This window comes from Pseudomonas sp. S2_E01 (assembly GCF_054668365.1).
On the sequence record NZ_CP162762.1, the window covers coordinates 4971264 to 4990364 of the forward strand.

Consider the following 19101-nt stretch of genomic DNA (forward strand, 5'->3'; position numbering starts at 1 on the left):
TGAACGATGCAGATGCACACAATGTGCCGAAAAAACCGGCCAGTTGCGTTGAGGTTCATAGACCATCAAGGATCATAGCCGAGCCCGCTGCCCTCGTTGAAGAAGGCGCGCGAGGGCATTGGCGACAGAGTTCGACATACCGCAGCGACTCCTTTCGTAGGATTTTTTCCATCATTCCTCAATTTCCCGCGCGAGCAGCCGAAGTCTTCAGTAACAAAGTGAATTGTCCGACGATCTCTTCCTTAAAAGAAGACGTCGCACCCAGGATCGGGTTCAACAATACCGTTTACGGCTGCCAATAATTCCGCGAGTCCTCTGCACTGCGTGGGTTACAAGAAAATATGGAGCGCGGATGAACATCAAACAGAAGTTGACATGGGCTTTTGCAATCATCGCCTGCTTGCCCGTGGTACTGGTCGCCACGCTGGTGGTGCTGAATCTTCGCGGTGACGCCAAGGACGATTTCGTCGACGGCAGTGGCCGTGAGATTCGCCAGGTCGCCAACGCCATGCAGTTGTTTTTCGACGGTATCAGCCAGAACGTCGAGTACCTGGCGAACCAGCCATTGGTGAAAAATGCCGATGCCAGCGTGAAAAGCCGCGTCAGCGCTGATGCTGCCCAGATTCCCGATACCGAAATCGACACCAAGCTGTTTGAACTGTTTTCCGCGCTGGCCGCCAGCCATCCAGCTTACGCCTACGTGTCCTACGGCCTGTCCAGTGGCGGTTATGCGTTCTGGCCGGGCGACGCAAAAATGTCCAACTACGACCCGCGCATTCGCCCCTGGTACAAGACGGCCATGGCCAACCCGGGCAAGACCGTGCGCACCGAGGCCTATTACTGGGCAGGCGATGACGCCGTGCTGGTGAGTACTGTTCGTGCCGTGGCCAACCAGTTGGGTGCCCAGGGTGGCGTGGTCAACATCGACGTATCGCTCAAGCAACTCACCGAGATCGTCAAGCAGATCAAACTGGGTGAAACCGGTTACCTGATGCTGCTGGAAAACAACGGTACCGTGCTGGTGGACCCGAAGCAGCCAGAACATAACTTCAAGGCCTTGGGCAGCCTCGGCGACGGTTACGCGCAACTGGCCAAGGCTGGCAAAGGACTGGTCGAGGTTGAGCTGAATGGCGAGCGCTACATGGCCAATGTCTGGCCGTCCGAGCAACTGGGCTGGACCTTCATCGGTCTGATCAAGCAAAGCGAAGTGATGAGCTCCGCGACCCAATTGACCTGGTTGATCGCCATCATCGCTGCCGTGCTGGCCGTGCTGTTTGCCGTAGTCGGGGCCAGTTTCGCCAGCCTTATCGTACGCCCGATCCGCAGTGTGGCCAGTGGCCTGGAAGGTATCGCCCAGGGTGAAGGCGACCTGACCCGGAGCCTGCAAATCCGTGGCCGCGATGAAACCGCGCAACTGGCCAACTGGTTCAACCAGTTCCTGGCGGCAATTCGCAACCTGATCCAGAGCATTGGCGGCGCCGCGAGCAAGATCCTTGACACCTCCAAGAGCTCCACGCAGGTGTCCCACGACATGGCCGAAGCGGCCGGGCGCCAGCGTGAAGCCGTGGACATGGTTTCCACCGCGTTCCACGAAATGGTCGCCACCGCCAACGAAGTCGCACGCTCTTGCAGTCAGGCCGCCGAGTCGGCCGACAGTGGCCAGCGCCAGGCCCATGAAGGTCAGTTGCAGATCGACGCGGCGGTCAATAGCGTGGATCGCCTGAGTCAGGAAATCGAACAATCGGCGCAATCGATGCAACAACTGGAACGTGACAGCAACGACATCCAGTCGATTCTCGGGACGATCCGTTCGATTGCCGAACAGACCAACCTGCTGGCCCTCAACGCCGCCATCGAAGCGGCCCGGGCCGGTGAGCAGGGTCGCGGCTTTGCGGTGGTGGCCGACGAAGTGCGCGCGCTGGCCAAGCGTACCGCCGACTCCACGGCGGAAATCGACGGCCTGTTGGGCAACCTCGCCAAGCGCACCAGCGAAGTGACGCAACAGATGCATGCGAGCCTGGAAGTGTCCCAGCAGTCTGTCACCCGCATCGGCGAAGCGCGTAGCAGCTTCGGGCAGATTCGTGAGTCGGTGGACGTAATCCGCGACATGAACACCCAAATCGCCACGGCGGCAGAAGAGCAACATCAGGTGGCCGAAGACATCAACCGCCACATCAGCCAGATTCATGGCGATGCGCAGTTGGTGGCGGAACTGGCGAACTCGGCGCGGCTCGACTCCCAGAGCCTGGCAGGGCTGTCCAGTGAGCTGGATGGGTTGGTGCGCAGGTTCAAGACCTGATCTGAACCGGGGTTACCTATCGCGAGCAGGCTCGCTCCCATATTAGGATGGTGTAACAAGTCCACTGTGGGAGATTCTATGTTGCCCGACAAGTTTGAATTCTCAAGCTGACAGGTATTCGCTCTGATTTTTCATCAGGGCGAATGCCACTCGGCAGAGCTTTCGGGCCAAAGCTACCAAGGCCTGGGTTTTCGAGAAGCCTCTGACCAGATATGCCTCGTAAAACGGCTTCCATTTGGCCGAGCGACACGCCGCCATTGCCGCGTTGTAAGCCAAACGACGCACCTCCGGATCCCCTTTTTTGGTCAGGGATCGCAGCCCATTTTTCTTGCCGGAGTCATCGACCGCCAAGTCCATCCCTAGAAACGCGATGAATGCATCGCCGTTCGCAAAATCTCCCCGTATATAGGTCGCCGCCAACCCCGTTGCAGTTAGCTCTCCAACGCCTTCTATGGCTTTGCAGCGCTCGATATTTTCCTCAATTCCTGCCTCCTTACTGACCTTGCGCAGCAGTTTCTGGATAGCCTGATCTGCCTGCTTGAATGCCTTCTGTTGAGCGGTTTGTAGCTTTTTCAACAGAGGTTCACTGGTCCAACTCAACATCAGCCCAGTATGGTTCTTGATCAGCGTTGCCCGCCTGTGAAGAAGGCTCTTCAGTGTGCTGTAGGCTTTGGGCGGCGGGGTCCAGATCCGCAATTTGCTTTGTTCGCTCTCCAGGTAACGCGCCAGCAAGCGTGCATCGCAGGGATCATTCTTGGCTCTTTGACCGACTCCACGGCGGTAATGGCTCACACGATAAGCATCCACTACGTAGACCTGGTGGCCCATTTCGTGAGCCAGCTCGACCGTGTCCAAGTGGTAAATGTTGGTGGCTTCAAGTGCTATGGCACTTTGAGCTGGCAGCGTTTTAAGCCAACGTTTGAGGGCTGCTCGCTCGTTTTTAATGGATTCAAGGGTTTGCTGATCAGCGCGGTAGACAACGATCTCGGCCTTGGCGACATCGATACCGACAACCGTTTGCGAAGTAAGGATTGTCATAACAAATCCTCGGAGCTAGGGTTTAGGTGCTTGTTGGGGTCTACCGTTGCGCTGGCTTGTCTCTATCGTCGGTTAACCGATGAATTCCTTATCGGCGCTTTGGGTAGAAGGGGTGGGAGGAGAAGTCTCCCACGGTCTGTACTGGTCAGAGTCAGAATCGAGTCTGTAGTCCCACCCCACCCCTTCAAGTCTAAACATACAAGCGAGCCGGCTCCGGGCGGCGTTCCGACGATTGGCGTTTACTGGCGGAACAACTCCCCTGGGGTAAATCCGAACAACCCTTTGAACGCCGCGATAAACGCCGATGTGGAGTCATACCCACAGGCCAACGCGGTGTCGGTCACACTCGCGCCCTCCTCCAGCAGGCTCAACGACGACAGCAATCGCATGCGCTGGCGCCAGCCGCGAAAGCTCAAGCCGGTTTCGCGCTGGAACAGGCGCGTCAGGGTTTTCTCCGACGTCCCCAAGCGTAGCGCCCATTGCTGCAACGTCACGTTGTGCTCGGGACTTTCGATCAGCTCGTTGCACAGCCCCAGCAAACGCTCATGGCGCGGCAACGGCAATGAAAAACCGACTTCCGGCAGGCTGGCCAATTGATCCAGCAGCACACTCACCAGCCGCGCCTGTGGGCTGTCCCCTTGTGGATACTCCACAGGCAATTGGCAAAAGCTTTTGATCAACTCCCGCGCCAACGGCGTCACCTCCAGCACCCGACACCGCTTCGGCGCCCACAGGCAGTCTTCGCGACGCACATACAGGCTGCGCATCTCGGCGCGCATCGACGTCACGACCTGATGGTCAAAATCCGCCGGAATCCAGATCCCCCACTGCGGAGGCGCAAAGTAACTGCCCTCGACGGTGTGCACGCCGAGAACGCCGCTGATGGCGTAGGAGAATTGCACCCAGTCATGGCGATGGGACGGAGTCCAGGAACCGGCGTTGAGGCTTTCGACCCGGGCGTAGAGGGGGCGTGGCAAAGCCCCGAGGACTGGAATGGTGCGTTCCAGGGTCAGTTGTCCGTTGGACGGCATTCAGGGGCCTTGTGTAGATGGGCAGGTGGTGCATGGACAGTAGGGCAAATGCCTTATCTGTTCAACACCACCGATCAGCGTGGGATCTGGTGTTAACAGATCGCCCCGTCAACGTTCGACGATCGCCGTCACGCCTTGCCCGCCCGCCGCACAGATCGAAATCAGGCCCCTGCCCTTCCCGGCCGCATCGAGCAATTTCGCCAGGTTCGCCACAATCCGCCCACCGGTCGCCGCGAACGGATGCCCCGCCGCCAGCGAGCTGCCCTTGACGTTGAGCCGGCTGCGGTCGATGGAGCCCAGTGGTGCATCCAGGCCCAGGCGGGTCTGGCAGTAATCGGCATCTTCCCAGGCTTTCAGAGTACAGAGCACCTGCGCAGCGAACGCCTCATGGATTTCGTAGTAATCGAAGTCCTGCAGCGTCAGACCATTGCGCGCGAGCAGACGAGGCACCGCGTACACCGGCGCCATCAGCAAACCTTCGGCGCCGTTGACAAAATCCACCGCGCCGGCCTCGCCATCGCGCAGGTAAGCCAGGATGGGCAAGCCTCGTTCCCTGGCCCACTCCTCACTGCCCAGCAGCACCAGCGACGCACCGTCGGTCAACGGCGTCGAGTTGCCCGCCGTCAGCGTCCCCTTGGCGCTCTTCTCGAAGGCGGGTTTGAGTGAAGCCAGTTTCTCCAGGCTCAGGTCCGGGCGCAGGTTATTGTCGCGGGTCAGACCGAGAAATGGCGTCATCAGGTCGTTATGCCAGCCTTCGGCATAGGCGGCGGCCATTTTGTGATGGCTCTCCAGCGCAAGCTGATCCTGCTCGGCGCGCGGGATGCTCCAGGTCTGCGCCATTAATTCACAGTGCTCGCCCATGGAAAGGCCGGTGCGCGGCTCGCCATTGCGGGGAAACTCGGGGATGAGATGGCCGGGACGCAATTGCAGGAACGTTTTCAGTTTGTCGCCCGTGGTTTTGCCGCGATTGGCTTGCAACAGGATCCGGCGCAGCCCCTCGTTGATGCCAATGGGCGCGTCGGACGTGGTATCGACCCCGCCGGCAATGCCGCAGTCGATCTGGCCCAGCGCGATCTTGTTGGCCACCAGCAATGCCGCCTCCAGGCCAGTGCCGCACGCCTGCTGAATGTCGTAGGCCGGGGTGGTCGGCGACAGCCGCGAGCCGAGCACGCATTCGCGGGTCAGGTTGAAGTCGCGCGAATGCTTGAGCACCGCACCGGCCACCACTTCGCCCATGCGCAGGCCGTGCAGGTTGAACCGTTCGATCAGGCCCTCAAGCGCCGCCGTGAGCATCGACTGATTACTCGCAGTGGCGTACGGCCCATTGGAACGGGCGAAAGGAATGCGGTTACCACCGATGATCGCGACGCGACGAGTCATGAAAAGCTCCTGATGAAATATCTCGACATAGAACCGAATCCCCCTGGACAGACCCGTAACGCCCTGAAAATGCCTGGGGCGAAACGGCCTATCCTGTCCAAGCGTAGGCCTTATCCCGGGAATCGAACGACCGATTGCCATTCGTGGTCCACACTTTGAACCCCAGCTACCGGAGCGCGTTCCATGTCTGACCGCTATATCGACTTTGCCAATTCGTCCATCGGCCATCGACTGGTTGGGGCCCTGGGTCTGCCGTCGCCGGTACGGCTGGAGCGCTGGCAAGCTGGCCGGCTTCGGCCGGTCGAGGGCGCACTGCTGATCGGCGGCGGGCCACTGGCGGAAAAGGTCAGTGCTTTCGCCAATCGCCTGACCGATGCCATCTACAGCTATGGCACCGAGCCTTCGTTGGCGACGGCGTGGATCCCCGGCCACGGCCCGAAACTCAAGGCGGTGGTGTTCGATGCCACTGAGCTGGTGCACACCGACGCCTTGAAGCAGTTACGTGAGTTCTTTCAGCCGATCATGAAGAACCTCGACCACAGCGCTCATCTGGTGATTCTCGGGCGCGCACCGCAGGATCTGCGCGATCCGTTTGCCGCCAGCGCACAACGGGCTCTTGAGGGCTTCAGCCGTTCACTGGCCAAGGAGCTTCGCAGTGGTGGCATCTTGCAGTTGATTCAGGTTGGCGAAGGCGCCGAGGATCAACTGGAAGGCCCGCTGCGGTTTTTCCTCTCGCCCAAGAGTGCATTCGTGTCGGGCCAGGTGATCCGCTTGAATGCCTGCGATACCCCCGTCACCGACTGGACGCGGCCATTGGCGGGGCGCAAGGCTCTGGTGACGGGCGCGGCGCGGGGCATTGGAGCTTCGATTGCCGAAACCCTGGCCCGAGACGGTGCCGACGTCATTCTCCTGGATGTCCCCCCTGCCAGGACCGATCTTGAAGCCCTGGCTTCGAGGCTTGGCGGACGCAGCATTACTCTGGATATCTGCGCCGAAGATGCCGCCGCGCAATTGATGGAACAGTTGCCTGACGGGGTCGACATCGTGGTGCACAACGCCGGTATCACGCGGGATAAAACCCTGGCCAACATGACTCCGGAGTTCTGGGACGCCGTGCTCGCGGTCAATCTCAATGCCCCTCAGGTGCTGACCAAGGCCCTGCTCGACAGCGGCACGTTGCGAGACAACGGCCGGGTGATTTTGCTGGCCTCGATCAGCGGTATCGCCGGCAATCGCGGCCAGACCAACTACGCAGCGAGCAAGGCCGGCTTGATCGGTTTGGCGCAAGCCTGGGCACCGTTGCTGCACGAGCGTGGGATCAGTATCAACGCGGTGGCGCCGGGCTTCATCGAAACCCAGATGACGGCGCACATTCCCTTTGGCTTGCGCGAAGCGGGCCGGCGCATGAGCTCGCTGGGCCAGGGCGGCTTGCCGCAGGACGTGGCCGAGGCGGTGGCCTGGCTGGCGCAGCCCGGCACGGGTGCGTTCACAGGACAGGCATTGCGGGTCTGCGGCCAAAGCGTTCTGGGGGCTTAACGATGATGACCGACTGGAACACACTCGACCGCGAACCCAACCTGCCGGGGTTGTATGCGCGGGCCGCCGTGCGACGCAAGATCACGGGCACCACATTGCCAGGCACCGGGTTGCGTTGCTGGGTCGATGTCGATGCCAAAGCACTGGCCGAGTACCGCCGCGTCTGCGGCTTTGCCGACAGTGGATTATTGCCACCGACGTATCCACACATCCTGGCGTTTGCATTGCAGATGCAACTGCTCACGGACAAGGCGTTTCCCTTTCCGTTGCTGGGGCTGATTCATTTGAGCAATCGCATTCGTGTCTTTCGCCCTTTGGGTGGCGTGAGTCACGTTCAGGTCGGCGTGCACGTGGAGAACCTGCAACCTCATGCCAAGGGGGCGACCTTCGACCTGGTGACGACGCTCGACGACCAGTTGGGGCCGCTGTGGCAAGCGCAAAGCCAAATGCTGTGTCGCGGGGTAAAACTTGAAGGCGAGCCGGTGGAACATGAGTTGCAGACAACACGGGTGCAAAGCGAGGTGACCCGCTGGAAAGCGCCGGCGGACATTGGTCGCCAGTACGCCAGGGTGTCCGGCGACTACAACCCGATTCACCTGAGTGCCGCGAGCGCGAAACTGTTCGGCTTCCCCCAGGCGATCGCCCATGGGTTGTGGCTCAAGGCTCGTACGCTTGCCGCGTTGGCGGAGCATTTGCCGGCGGCAAACATCGAGATCGGCGTGCAGTTTCGCAAACCGGTGCGACTGCCAGGCGATGTGTTCCTGCTCGCCAGTGCGGGAGGTTCCAGTGGCGAGTTCCAGTTGCTGGGTACTGGGGATCTTGAACACATGGCCGGCCGTTGGCAGCCGATCGCCTGACGTGATTATCGCTCGTCCGCGATGGAACGAGCGGCCAGCAAACCTGTATCAACAGGCCAGTATCCAAGGTGTTAATACCAATTGGAGAATGGCGCACCCGAGACCTTGCGACTTTCATGTAAACAACGGACGAAGGCTTCGCCGCCCACACGAACGGTGAGCTATCGACCCCACGACGTTGTTACAGATGCAAGGAATCTCTTCATGAAAAATCCAGCATGGTGTAAATCGGCAACAGCCCTGACGCTCATCCTTTCGTTGGGCCTTGGCGGTTGCAGCAGTGGCGGTGGCGGTCATCACAGCAGTTCCGGCAGCAGTTCACCTGATAGCTCGGCCAGTGCCGGGGCAGGTGGTGGCGGTACAGGGGATGGTTCAGGCGGGAGTTCGGGAGGCGGATCAGGCGGTTCGGGCGGAACGCCCCCGTCGGCCGGTGCGCCGCTGGTGACCACCACGCTGGTTCAGGATGTCGGCACCACGGTCAGTGGCCTTGGCGATGGCGTAGGACAGATCGGCGACTCGCTGAGTTCGGTTCCGGTAGCCGGCGGTGTGGTGCAAAGCGTCGCCAACACGGCCGGCAATGTGGTGACCACGCTGGGTGATGGCGTGGCCAATGGCGTGGGTAAACTGGGCACCGATCCGAACGGGCTGGGTGTCACCGCTTCCGCCGTGGGCGGTGTAGTGCAGGATGTGGGTAATGGCGTTTCCGATGTCAGCGGCAAACTGGCCACCGCTACCAGCAGCATTCCGGTAGCGGGTGGCGTGGTGACTCGGGTCGCACCGGTGCTCGATGGCGTCGGCCAGAAGGTCACCATGCTCGGCGACACCTTGAGCACCGTCACCACCAGCGGTCCGCTGGGGTCGGTGACCCGGGAAACCGGCGACGCACTCGTTCCGGTCATCGCCCTGGTGGAAAACACCACCCAAAACGTCGGTGATGCCACGGGTCTGGGTGATCCGCTCAAAGGTGCAATCAAGCAAGTCGGCGACACCGTCAACGGTGTGGGAGATCGCGTAACCGATGCCGGTGGCGGCAACGCGGTGACCAACACCCTCGGGAATGCCTTGAGCAATACCGGGACCGCGGTCGGCAAGTCCGGCGGCCTGGTATCCAATGGAACGGGCTCGGGAACGGGTGGTAATGGGCTGCTTGAAACCGTGGGCGGCGCAGTGGTCAATCTCGGCCAAGGCCTGAACGGCGGCAACGGGGTGATCAATGCCGCCGCCAACAACGCGGTCGCAGGCGGCAATCTCGTCGCCAGCGTGGGCGGCGCATTGGGCGGTTCGGGTATTGCCAACACCGGACCTACCGCACCATTGGCCACGGTGGGCAGCAACCTCGGCACCGCGCTTGGTCCGGTGGTCGGAACCGTCAGCGGGGTCACGCAAAATGTGGGCGCGGCCACGGGCATAGGCGCCCCGGTCGCCGGCCTCACCAGCCAGGCGGGTGGTGCAGTCGCGAACCTCGGCGGGGCTATTGTCGCCAGCAATTCCAATCCGGTCGGCACGTCGCTCGGCAACACCGTGACCTCGTTGGGCAATACCGTCACCGCTGCGGGCGGGCTGGTCAATGGCGGTACTGCAGGGGGTGGCCTGGGTAACCTGCTGAACAACCCATCACGTTAGCTGCCGTCAGCGGCGCAAGACGTCACCGATGCCTTGCGCCGCTTTCCCGCACTATTTGGAACGATTGAACAGGGAACGTTTTATGCGCGTAGCCGCGTCACTGCTTCTACTCAGCCTCGGTACCTGCGCCCTCGCAGACACACTTCCCGGCTTCCTCAACAGCAACGACACAATCCGCAACCTTCCCGTTCCCAACCTGCCGGCCGATGCCTACCGTCCGACCGCTGCCCCCTTGCAGGTGCCGGATCCCGGTGCGGCCCAGGCCCAGCCACTGCTGATGAGCACCAAGGTCACAATCAAAACCCTGCAGATCGAAGGCGGGACGATTTATCCACTCAGCGAGCTGGCCGCGTTGTACCAGCCGTTGCTTGGCCGGGAAAGCAGTGTCGCCGACCTGATCGAAGCCACGCGCAGCATCACCCGCCGCTATCAACAGGACGGCTATTTGTTGTCTTACGCCTTTCTGCCTCAGCAAAGCTTCGATAACGGCGTGGCACGTGTGGTGCTGGTGGAGGGTTACATCAAGGATTACCAACTGACGGGCGACGTCGGGCGGGTCAAGGGCCTGCTGGAGAAGCTGGTGGCCAAACTCCAGGCGCAACGGCCCCTGACGCGCAAGACCTTTGAACGCTACACCACACTGATGAGCCGCATTCCCGGCGTGACGATGCAGGCCCAGGTGCCACCGCCGGGAACCACCGACGGCGGGGCTTACCTGCTTGTCCAGGCCAGCCGTAAATCGTTCACAAGCAGCCTCAACGCCACCGAAGACAACCGTAACGGCACCCAGGCGTTGCTCGGCATCAGCAGCAACTCGCACACTGCCATGGGTGAACAACTGAGTCTCAGTGGATTATTCCCACCGGGTGCTGACCACGAGCATTACTACCGCGTCGACTACAACCAGTTCCTTAATGCCGAGGGCACGCAACTGGCGTTATCGGCCTCGCGTTATCGCGCCGACCTCGGCACCAACGTGCAGTTGGATAACGGCATCGAGCTCAAACCCAACCGGGAAAATGACCGCTACTCCATCGGCTTCAGCCACCCGCTGACTGCCGGTCCCAACGAACTGCTCAGTGCCGGTGCGCGGTGGTATGCGGTCGACGACAAGACACGCTACAAGGTTGTCGGCCTGCCGCTGAGCCTGGAGCAACGCAGTGATATTCGTGCCCTGGCCTTCGAGAGCGACTGGCGCAAGGCCGATCAGACACAACTGCGGATTCTCAGCGGCGGGCTGTACCAGGGCATCGATAGCATGGGCGCGAAGACCAACAACGCCGACCTCGACCTGGACTTCTTCCGCGTGCGCTTGTCGGGGGTGCAAAGCGACCGGTTTTTCGAGCATTGGCAGGGCGTGGTGTCCGCCGCCCTCTATTGGAGCGACAACACCTTGCCCGAGAGCGAACGTGCGGTGTTTGGCGGGCAGAACTTCGGCCGAGGCTATCCCGACGACCAGGCTTCCGGTGACAAGGGCTGGGGCGTGGCCTACGAGCTGAACTACAGCTACAACCGTGACGCGACCTGGGTGAGGATTGTGCAACCTTATGTGGTGCTGGACCGCGCCCGGACCTGGTTCAATGAGCTGCCGGTCAAAGGCAACGATCTGTCCTCGGCGGCGCTGGGCGTACGATTTGGCGATGCGAAGTACTACAACATCGCGCTGGAAGCGGCCAAGCCGATGTCGGAAAAGGCGCTGGATACGTTCAATCGCAAGCCACGGTACAGCATCAGCTTCAGTTATCAGCTGTGACGGCTACCGCCCCGTTCCTGTTTTCTGCAGGAGCCCTTCCTCCTGCAGATACTGGCGCCAGGTGTCAGTGGGTTGTGTCTTTCTGGCGAACCGCAGACACGTTCGGCGACAACGCCAACGCGAGTTGCGTACGGTTATGCATGTGCGTCAGGCGCAACACCTGTGAGACGTACAATTTCACGGTGTTTTCGGTGATCCCCAACTCGCAGGCGATCTGGTAATTGGTCTGTCCCTTGCCAACCAGCCGCGCCACTTCCAGTTGCCTGGGTGACAACGGGTTGAAAATCGCCGGGACCTCTACCCCATCGGCATCGCTGGGATGAACGTCGCTGCTCGGTGGCATCGGCGAGTCATGACGGATCTTGTCCAGATCCTGATACAGGTCGTTGATCGACGCGCAGAGGTACTGCAACTTCTGGCTCAACCGCCCCAGTTGCACATGCTTTTGCCGCTCTTGAAGGGCCATCTCCTGACGCTGAACCCCTTCGAGCATTTCCGCCAGGTTGATCGGCTTCTGGTAGTAGTCGGCAATTCCGACCCGCAGGGCCTTGATCACATCCTGCTTTTCCGCACGCCCGGTCAGCATGATCGCCTCGAATGCCCGATGCTTGCCGGATAACCGTTGCAGCTCCCGGACCAACTCGATGCCATCCAGGCCGGGCATGTGCAAATCACAAAGCACCAGACCGACTTCCGTGTCTCCAGTGAAGCGCTCGACAGCCTCCTGGCTCGACTCACAAGGCACACAGCGATAGCCGCTGTCCTCCAGAAACTCACAAACCATCTCGACAATCATCGGTTGATCATCGACTACGAGGATTTTCACGGGCGACACAGACTTGTTCAATGGCAACTCCCTTCCAGGCCAGGGCTGACCACTTCTGTACAATCCTTCATTGGCTGTACAACTACTGTTTTGAAAGTAGACGCACTTGTGTCCTCTGTCATACACCGCCCGGCGATTGGATCCACAGGGATCAATCGACGTGCGCGCCTGCCCACTTCGCGTGAGCGACCGCTTGCTTGACGCTTTCGTCCAGACAGCCCGAACACGCCCGTAAGCCTTTGACTTGTCACAAGCCAGACTTTTGGCGCGAGTGATGGCCAATCTGCATCAGCCAGATCTGACACTCGGGATACGCATCAACCGCAGCAGCACCGTCCGTCGCGTGCGCAAGGCTGTCATTATCCTCAGATCGCCCAGAACAATGAAAAACCCGTAGGAGCGAGCTTGCTCGCGATGGCGGTGTATCAGTCAACGTTCAAATGACTGGTACACCGCCATCGCGAGCAAGCTCGCTCCTACGGGTAGTGGGTGCGCCGCGTTAACGAGGCGGGTAATTGGCGAGGATGTTTTTGACCGTGTCGTGTATCGCCGTACTGCGATCCGACGGGTTCGGTGTGCGGCTGAGGATCTGTTCATCACTGCCGCGCCACACCAGTTTGCCGTCCTTGCCGTCGAGCATATCGATCTGGATGGTCGCCACTTTGTAGGTGATGTTGCGCGTCTCGTTGTACATCGGCCCCCCCCAATAGCCGTTCCATGGGTTGCCCCAGGTACCGCCATAGTTGGTGGTCACCTGTTGCTGGCGATCTTCGACGATGAGGTAGGTTTGCACCTGCACATCGCCCTTGCTGCCAGCCGCCGCCGGGCGCAAACCGCGCTGATCCAGTTGGTCGGTCACTGCCTCACGGATGCGCTGCTCGGTCAGGTCGCTCTTGATTCTTGGATCGTCAGGGCGATATTGCAGGACGGGATCTTTCCAGCTCCAACTGCGATAGGCCGCGAAATCGCGGCTGGCGTCGAAGTCATGGTTGACCTGATTGGCGGCGCACGCACTGAGGAGTGCGGCCACGGCCAGAACAGCGAGACGGCGGAACATGATGATTCTCCGGTTGAAGACATGAACCTGCGGAACGCTTCTTATTATTGCAGAAGCTAACTGGGAGGATACGCCGACATGGCTTTTTCCACAGCTTCGCGGATGGCGTCGGCCTGCGCGCTCTGACTGCTCTTGCTACTCGTTTCAGCGCTGGAACTCCAGACTGGCTGACCGCTTTGCGCATCGAACAGATCGACCTGCACCACCACAACCTGCTCGGAATAGGTGCGTACGATTGGCACCGTGTTGTACATGCCGTAGCCGCTGCCATAGCGGTTGTAGCTACCATACCCGCCGCCGTAGTAGCCGTAATCGTCACGATACCGACGCAAGCGGGTTTCCAGGTGCAGATTAGCGCTGACGAACAGGTCCGCCGCACGATTGTCATGCAACGGGCGCAAGCCACGTTGATCCAGGGCATTGCTCACGGCTTCGGCCACCTGTGCGGAGTCCGCCCACGCCGTGCCTGGCGGCAACGTCCCGTTGAGCCAGGCCCAACTGCGGTAACGTCCATAATCGCGCGGCGCTGCCGGATACGCACTACGGTCGAACGTCGTGGCTGCCTGCGGTGGTGCCGGTGGCAAGGGCCTGGAACTGGCCACATACGGATTGGTGCCCTGGCAGGCAGCCAGGCCCAGGAACATCACCAGCAATCCCAAGCGACTTATCATGTTGTGCTCCGATCAAATCGGCCGGCAAATCCAGTGCAGGTAACGCCCAAGCCCGGCGAAGCTCGGGTGACGTCGGTGGGCCAACTCCATTTCCAGCAAGTCCACCAGTTCGGCACGGGCCTGGAATTCCACAGGCATATAGTCGTGGAAAACCCGCACCCCGCTCTGTGTTTCGACCTGCCAGAGGCCTTCAAGTTGCGCCGCCAATTCCCGCGGATCAAGAGGTTGCTGCGGGGTCAGGCTTTGCTTTTCTCCGGCCATGTCGTTCTTGCGCATTTTGCGGAAATGCCCCTTGAGCAGGTTACGGTAGATCAGCGCATCACGGTTGTAGAAGGCCAGGGACAACCAGCCGTCCGTGCGGGTTAACTGATGCAGCACCGGCAAAATCGCATGAGGCTCGGCCAGCCATTCCAGCACGGCGTGACACAGCACCAGGTCGTAGGGTTCGGTGAGCTGGCCGAGCAACTCCTGCCACGGCGCCTGAATGAACGCTGCGCTCTGCCCTGCCTCGGCAAACCGTTGGCGGGCACCTTCAAGCATGGGCTCGGCGGGTTCCGCCAGTGTGACGTCGTGCCCGCGCTGGGCCAGCCACAAGGACATGTGCCCCAGTCCGGCACCGATGTCCAGCACCCGCAACGGCCGGTCGGGCAAGGTTTCGGCCAAGTCGGCCTGCAGCACCGCCAGACGAATTGCGCCCTTGGCCCCGCCGTAGATTTTTTCGGCAAAGCGGGTCGCCAGTTGATCGAAATGACGATCGCTCATCAGCTGAACCTCCGCTCACTGTCGGCCAGCTTGCTGCGCACCACTTCGTTCATGTCCAGCCCCAGCTCGCTGCACAGCAGTAGAAGATACAACACGATATCCCCGACCTCCTGCCCGGCATGGACGAGTTTGTCCGCAGGCAACTGGCGTGACTGGTCTTCGGTCAGCCACTGGAAGATTTCCACCAGCTCGGCCATTTCCACGCTCGCCGCCATGGCCAGGTTTTTCGGGCTGTGAAATTGCCGCCAATCGTTGCGGTCACGGATGGCATGCAGGCGTTCGGTCAGTTCAACAAGGTTCATCGGGCTCTCCTGAGGACGTATAGCTTCGGGGGGATAACCCATGAAGGCAAGTTTCTTGCGCCATACTCAAAACGATCCAGCTACGGAACTCGCCGCAGTACTCCGTGGCCCAAGGCTCAACCACTGACATCAGGACGTTCACGACATGCAGGTAGAAAGCTTTTTCGAATGGCTGGGCCAGGCGCTCGGTTCGGTCATCCGCTTTATCGTTGACGCCCTCAGCGGTCTGTTCAATCTGTTGAGCAATGCCGGCGGCAATTTCGTCGAGGGTTTGTCCCGCACCCTGGGCATGGACACCTCGATCGTCAGCATCATTGCCCTGATCGTGGGCTTGATGCTCTTGTGGTCGGCGATCCGGGCGTTCATGAACGCGTCGATCATCATGGGGATCATCTGGTTGCTGTTGGGGTTGTGGCTGTTGAGCTGGATCATCCACTAGCCACGAGCAGCCCGAACTGTCGTTACAATGCAGGCTCCCCCAAGGAGCCTGCATGTCCAACCTGACCGCCGACTGGCGCGACCGTCCCACCCATCGTAGGGTCTGGGCGCTCGCCGCCCCCATGATTCTCTCGAACATTTCCGTGCCCCTGGTGGCACTGGTCGACAGCACGGTCATCGGCCACCTGCCCCACGCCCACCAACTGGGTGCAGTCGCGGTCGGCGCCAGCCTTTACAGTTTTCTGGCCTGGGCCATGAGCTTCCTGCGCATGGGCTCCACCGGCTTTGCCGCCCAGGCCGCCGGCCGGGCAGATGGCGCGGCGCTGCGGCAGATTCTGTTGCAGGGCCTGTTGCTGGCCATGGGTCTGGCCCTGGCATTGGGTGCGCTGGGTGTGCCATTGAGTGGTATCGCGCTGCATTACATGCAGCCGACAGCGGAACTGGACCACATGACCCGGGAGTTTTTCCACACCCGCCTGTTCGGTCTGCCGGCGGCACTCGCCAGTTATGCATTGGTCGGCTGGTTTCTCGGCACCCAGAACGCCCGTGCGCCGCTGGCGATCCTGCTGAGCACCAACCTGGTCAACATTGCGCTGAATCTGTGGTTTGTCCTCGGACTGGATTGGGGCGTGGCCGGTTCCGCCCGGGCCTCGGTGATTGCCGAGTGGACCGGTGCGCTGATCGGCCTGCTGCTGACCCGCAAGGCCCTGCGTGCCTACCCGGGCCAGATCGCCTGGGCCGCCCTGGCGCTATGGCAGAGTTGGCGGCCGTTGCTGACGGTCAACCGTGACATCTTTATCCGCAGCCTGCTGCTGCAATCGGTGTTCATTCTGATCACCGTGCAAGGCACGCGACTGGGTGACTCCACCGTGGCCGCCAACGCCCTGCTGCTCAATGGCCTGCTGCTGACCGCACACGCGCTCGATGGCCTGGCCCATGCCGTGGAAGCGTTATGCGGACACGCCATCGGCGCCCGCGACCGCGATGCCTTGCGCCGTTCGCTGGTCGTCGCCTGCGGCTGGTCGTTGCTGGCAAGCGTGGGATTTGCCACGTTGTTTGTCGTCGCCGGGCACCTGTTCATCGAGATGCAGACCGATATCCAGAGTGTGCGAGACACCGCCTTCATCTACCTGCCCTATCTGGCCGCCCTGCCGTTGATCGCCGTCTGGAGCTACATCCTCGACGGCCTGTTCATCGGCGCCACCCGCGCCCGGGAAATGCGCAACGGCATGGTTCTGGCGGTGTTGCTGACCCTGCCTTTGGCCTGGGGACTTCGCGACCTGGGCAACCACGGCCTGTGGATATCGTTCCTGCTGTTCATGGTGCTGCGCAGCCTGACCCTGGGCGCTATTGCCTGGTCGTTGCGCCAGCAGGATCGCTGGTTTGCCGAGCGAACTCATTGAGCCTGATCGTTCTGCCAATACTGGCTCAAGCTGTCCAGGCGCTCCTGTTGCGTGCGCCCCGACAAGGGCAGCACCGGCGAAGCCTCGGGGTATTGCAGGCGCAGCCATAACCAGCCGTCGAGCACCGGCCGATCGCTGAAACCCAGGGTCAGGCCTTCCTGCAGATAGGCCCACAAGCGCGGGTAATCGGTCCCGGTGGATTGACTCCAGTGCCAGGCGTGCTGTTCCAGCAGGCAGGTCTGCAGCTTTTCGCGCTGAAGGGGACTAAGGCTTTCTTCAACGGCCAGAGGGCGTACGGCAAGTGCAGGATTGAGCAGTTGCTGCCACCCCTGGCAGCCCACTGCGCGATCGGCCCAGGTGCCGCCGAACCAGTGCAACTGGTTGATGGGACCCAACCAACGGCTCAGCTCACCGGCATCACAGGCATCGAAAAAATAGCTGGCTGTGTTTGGGTTGTAATAACTCAACAGGGCACGGTGCACGCCCAGGGTGACCGTGAGCATGCGACGCAGATGTTCCAGCAGCCGAGACGCTGGCGCCTCACTGGCAATCAGCAAGCCTCGACAAACTTGTGCCTGGCTGTAGCAGGCCTGTGCCAGGGCCGGGCACTCTCGAAGGTCGATCAACGCCGGCCCGTCTTCGCGCAGTGCATGCCAGTGCGTGTCTTCGAACAACCAGAACCACTGGGCCCGGTGAAACGGCTTTTGCAGCAACGCCCGTGTTCGCGGGACACTCGGGACATCCAGCAGCAGCCATTGCGCAGTCACGCCGATCATGCCGCACCGCTCTGACCAGAGCGCAGCAATACCCGACAGGTGCACAACGCCTCGGCGCAATGACTGAAACTTCCACCACCCGGCAAAAGACATAGCAACACCAGAGGCTCGCCCGAGCGCAGCAACTCCAGCATCCCCGCCCCGGCCTGGCCCTCGACCGGCACAGCGGACACCTGGAGTGCTTCAACCGTCTCCGGTGGCGGAAGAAAACCACAGATCATCGGCTGATCCGGATCGCCCTCAATGAAGCTCACCACCACCTCAGTACCCTCACTCAACGTCTGCGCACCTTGCAGTTCACCGGCCAGCGGCAGCCAGCAATGACTGGGGCTCGCACCTTCGCCCTGATAGAGCCAGTCAAACTGGACGGCCACCGGCCGGGAAGGGTCGGGCCGCAGTTCATCGACATCGACCACCCAGGCCCGTTGCAGGCTGTGCATGCGCGGTTGGGCAGGCCCCTGAGACGCCATGACGGGCGCTTGCCAGGGAATGGCGCGGATCTTGTTGGTGTAGGGTTCATAAGGATCCTGACTGCCGTGATGTTCGACATGCGTGAGCAGCCAGGGCTGATTCCACTCAGCGACCGGATGGCCGACCAGCGGCATCGAGTGTCCGCTGCGCAAATCCGGCAGGTCGGTACGACCTTCGGCCCCCGACGCCCTGTGCTGGCCGGCCTGGAGCTGGAATTGCCGCACGCCTGGTTGCTCGCCCCCGACCTGGAATGACGCCTGGGTGCAAGAGCGGAAATGCCCGAAGCCGTCGCCGAACACCAGGCAGTGGCCGTGCGGCTGATGTTCAAAGTGGTAATGCACCCCCTCCTGGGCACACAGGCGCTGTAGAAACTGCAAATCCGACTCTCGATATTGCGTGCAGAAATCCCGAGGCAGGTGATCGCCTTGCAACTCAAAGCGGCGATCCTTGCCGACGATGCCATGCTCCCTGAGTACCCGGTCCAGGATGTCAGGCACCGACAGCCCATTGAAGATCCGTTGGCTGAAACGCTGGGCCAGACACGTGAGCTTCGGCCCCAGGCGTATCTGACAAAGCCTGGCGCTCTGGCCATGGTCGCGCTGGACCAGTTCATGCAACTGGCCATGCAGCGCACTGCCCGGGGAACCGAAGTGCAGGACGGCTGTTCGGTAGAGCAAGCTCGCCAAGTCGAGCGTCGGATCTTCGATCAGCAGGTCAACGTCAAACGCAAAGGGTTCGCTGATCGCTTCTCTACCGATAAAGGCCAGGACTTCAAAAGGCGCAGGCAGACCGGCTACATCCAGACGAAATGACTGTTCGTTGACTGGATCGAACATCGGCGATTCTCTACAGGAAGGGAAGCCGGGAATTCTCGCCGA

Annotated in this window: 17 protein-coding genes; 7 read left to right on the forward strand and 10 right to left on the reverse strand. The window is 61.0% G+C overall.

Annotation, left to right across the window (positions count from 1 at the left end; all coding sequences use genetic code 11):
• The first annotated feature begins 352 nt into the window (after positions 1-352).
• A complete protein-coding gene (locus tag AB4O36_RS23070; protein ID WP_460118404.1) occupies positions 353-2299 on the forward strand; it encodes a methyl-accepting chemotaxis protein in 1947 nt (648 codons plus the stop codon).
• Between the two features lie 102 nt (positions 2300-2401).
• Here the strand turns inward: AB4O36_RS23070 and AB4O36_RS23075 are convergent, their stop codons facing one another.
• The 3 genes from AB4O36_RS23075 to AB4O36_RS23085 all read right to left on the reverse strand — a co-directional run bounded on the left by AB4O36_RS23075 (position 2402) and on the right by AB4O36_RS23085 (position 5748).
• Entirely contained in the window at positions 2402-3337 is a 936-nt protein-coding gene (locus AB4O36_RS23075) for an IS110 family transposase (protein ID WP_460121494.1), read from the reverse strand.
• A gap of 239 nt (positions 3338-3576) precedes the next feature.
• Positions 3577-4368 carry an AraC family transcriptional regulator gene (locus tag AB4O36_RS23080; protein ID WP_460140357.1) on the reverse strand — a complete coding sequence of 264 codons (792 nt, stop codon included), beginning with the start codon at positions 4366-4368 and terminating at the stop codon, positions 3577-3579.
• Between the two features lie 108 nt (positions 4369-4476).
• The gene (locus tag AB4O36_RS23085; protein WP_460118408.1) at positions 4477-5748 is read right to left on the reverse strand and encodes an acetyl-CoA C-acetyltransferase; all 1272 of its coding nucleotides are present in this window, start codon (positions 5746-5748) and stop codon (positions 4477-4479) included.
• 183 nt (positions 5749-5931) lie between these two features.
• Between AB4O36_RS23085 and AB4O36_RS23090 the strand changes: the two genes are divergently transcribed.
• From AB4O36_RS23090 to AB4O36_RS23105, 4 genes are all read left to right on the forward strand, one after another.
• On the forward strand, positions 5932-7284 hold the full coding sequence (locus AB4O36_RS23090) for a 3-oxoacyl-ACP reductase (RefSeq protein WP_460140358.1): 1353 nt from the start codon (positions 5932-5934) through the stop codon (positions 7282-7284).
• 2 nt (positions 7285-7286) lie between these two features.
• Positions 7287-8141, forward strand: coding sequence for a MaoC family dehydratase (locus AB4O36_RS23095; protein WP_460140359.1), 855 nt, complete (start codon positions 7287-7289; stop codon positions 8139-8141).
• Between the two features lie 204 nt (positions 8142-8345).
• Positions 8346-9764, forward strand: a complete 1419-nt coding sequence (locus tag AB4O36_RS23100; protein WP_460140360.1) for a collagen-like triple helix repeat-containing protein — start codon at positions 8346-8348, stop codon at positions 9762-9764.
• An 82-nt stretch (positions 9765-9846) separates the two neighbouring features.
• The gene (locus tag AB4O36_RS23105) at positions 9847-11517 is read left to right on the forward strand and encodes a ShlB/FhaC/HecB family hemolysin secretion/activation protein (protein ID WP_460140361.1); all 1671 of its coding nucleotides are present in this window, start codon (positions 9847-9849) and stop codon (positions 11515-11517) included.
• Between the two features lie 64 nt (positions 11518-11581).
• Here AB4O36_RS23105 and AB4O36_RS23110 read toward each other — a convergent pair whose 3' ends face one another.
• From AB4O36_RS23110 to AB4O36_RS23130, 5 genes are all read right to left on the reverse strand, one after another.
• Positions 11582-12364: a response regulator transcription factor gene (locus tag AB4O36_RS23110; RefSeq protein ID WP_460118418.1), complete on the reverse strand. Its 783-nt coding sequence runs from the start codon at positions 12362-12364 to the stop codon at positions 11582-11584.
• A gap of 478 nt (positions 12365-12842) precedes the next feature.
• Complete coding sequence (locus AB4O36_RS23115) at positions 12843-13400, reverse strand: DUF4136 domain-containing protein (protein WP_460118420.1); 558 nt, start codon at positions 13398-13400, stop codon at positions 12843-12845.
• A gap of 56 nt (positions 13401-13456) precedes the next feature.
• The gene (locus AB4O36_RS23120) at positions 13457-14071 is read right to left on the reverse strand and encodes a DUF4136 domain-containing protein (RefSeq protein ID WP_460140362.1); all 615 of its coding nucleotides are present in this window, start codon (positions 14069-14071) and stop codon (positions 13457-13459) included.
• A 12-nt stretch (positions 14072-14083) separates the two neighbouring features.
• Entirely contained in the window at positions 14084-14833 is a 750-nt protein-coding gene (locus AB4O36_RS23125) for a methyltransferase domain-containing protein (RefSeq protein WP_460118424.1), read from the reverse strand.
• Entirely contained in the window at positions 14833-15135 is a 303-nt protein-coding gene (locus tag AB4O36_RS23130) for a MazG-like family protein (protein ID WP_460140363.1), read from the reverse strand. The genes AB4O36_RS23125 and AB4O36_RS23130 overlap by 1 nt, the downstream gene beginning before the upstream one ends.
• 145 nt (positions 15136-15280) lie before the next feature.
• On the opposite strand from AB4O36_RS23130, the gene AB4O36_RS23135 reads away from it, so the two are divergent.
• The gene (locus AB4O36_RS23135) at positions 15281-15574 is read left to right on the forward strand and encodes a hypothetical protein (protein WP_460118426.1); all 294 of its coding nucleotides are present in this window, start codon (positions 15281-15283) and stop codon (positions 15572-15574) included.
• Between the two features lie 52 nt (positions 15575-15626).
• Positions 15627-16976 carry an MATE family efflux transporter gene (locus AB4O36_RS23140; protein ID WP_460140364.1) on the forward strand — a complete coding sequence of 450 codons (1350 nt, stop codon included), beginning with the start codon at positions 15627-15629 and terminating at the stop codon, positions 16974-16976.
• On the opposite strand, the gene AB4O36_RS23145 is transcribed toward AB4O36_RS23140, so the two are convergent.
• Together AB4O36_RS23145 and AB4O36_RS23150 are read right to left on the reverse strand one after the other, a co-directional pair.
• Positions 16970-17752, reverse strand: a complete 783-nt coding sequence (locus AB4O36_RS23145) for a DUF4123 domain-containing protein (RefSeq protein ID WP_460140365.1) — start codon at positions 17750-17752, stop codon at positions 16970-16972. The genes AB4O36_RS23140 and AB4O36_RS23145 overlap by 7 nt on opposite strands.
• On the reverse strand, positions 17749-19059 hold the full coding sequence (locus tag AB4O36_RS23150; protein ID WP_460140366.1) for a type VI secretion system Vgr family protein: 1311 nt from the start codon (positions 19057-19059) through the stop codon (positions 17749-17751). The genes AB4O36_RS23145 and AB4O36_RS23150 overlap by 4 nt, the downstream gene beginning before the upstream one ends.
• Positions 19060-19101 lie beyond the last annotated feature (42 nt).

Coding starts and splice junctions, on each gene's coding strand:
- AB4O36_RS23135 (WP_460118426.1), top strand. CDS start 15,281: ATGCAGGTAGAAAGCTTTTTCGAATGGCTGGGCCAGGCGCTCGGTTCG.
- AB4O36_RS23150 (WP_460140366.1), bottom strand. CDS start 19,059: ATGTTCGATCCAGTCAACGAACAGTCATTTCGTCTGGATGTAGCCGGT.
- AB4O36_RS23105 (WP_460140361.1), top strand. CDS start 9,847: ATGCGCGTAGCCGCGTCACTGCTTCTACTCAGCCTCGGTACCTGCGCC.
- AB4O36_RS23090 (WP_460140358.1), top strand. CDS start 5,932: ATGTCTGACCGCTATATCGACTTTGCCAATTCGTCCATCGGCCATCGA.
- AB4O36_RS23095 (WP_460140359.1), top strand. CDS start 7,287: ATGATGACCGACTGGAACACACTCGACCGCGAACCCAACCTGCCGGGG.
- AB4O36_RS23125 (WP_460118424.1), bottom strand. CDS start 14,833: ATGAGCGATCGTCATTTCGATCAACTGGCGACCCGCTTTGCCGAAAAA.
- AB4O36_RS23075 (WP_460121494.1), bottom strand. CDS start 3,337: ATGACAATCCTTACTTCGCAAACGGTTGTCGGTATCGATGTCGCCAAG.
- AB4O36_RS23080 (WP_460140357.1), bottom strand. CDS start 4,368: ATGCCGTCCAACGGACAACTGACCCTGGAACGCACCATTCCAGTCCTC.
- AB4O36_RS23140 (WP_460140364.1), top strand. CDS start 15,627: ATGTCCAACCTGACCGCCGACTGGCGCGACCGTCCCACCCATCGTAGG.
- AB4O36_RS23100 (WP_460140360.1), top strand. CDS start 8,346: ATGAAAAATCCAGCATGGTGTAAATCGGCAACAGCCCTGACGCTCATC.
- AB4O36_RS23120 (WP_460140362.1), bottom strand. CDS start 14,071: ATGATAAGTCGCTTGGGATTGCTGGTGATGTTCCTGGGCCTGGCTGCC.
- AB4O36_RS23115 (WP_460118420.1), bottom strand. CDS start 13,400: ATGTTCCGCCGTCTCGCTGTTCTGGCCGTGGCCGCACTCCTCAGTGCG.
- AB4O36_RS23145 (WP_460140365.1), bottom strand. CDS start 17,752: ATGATCGGCGTGACTGCGCAATGGCTGCTGCTGGATGTCCCGAGTGTC.
- AB4O36_RS23130 (WP_460140363.1), bottom strand. CDS start 15,135: ATGAACCTTGTTGAACTGACCGAACGCCTGCATGCCATCCGTGACCGC.
- AB4O36_RS23070 (WP_460118404.1), top strand. CDS start 353: ATGAACATCAAACAGAAGTTGACATGGGCTTTTGCAATCATCGCCTGC.
- AB4O36_RS23085 (WP_460118408.1), bottom strand. CDS start 5,748: ATGACTCGTCGCGTCGCGATCATCGGTGGTAACCGCATTCCTTTCGCC.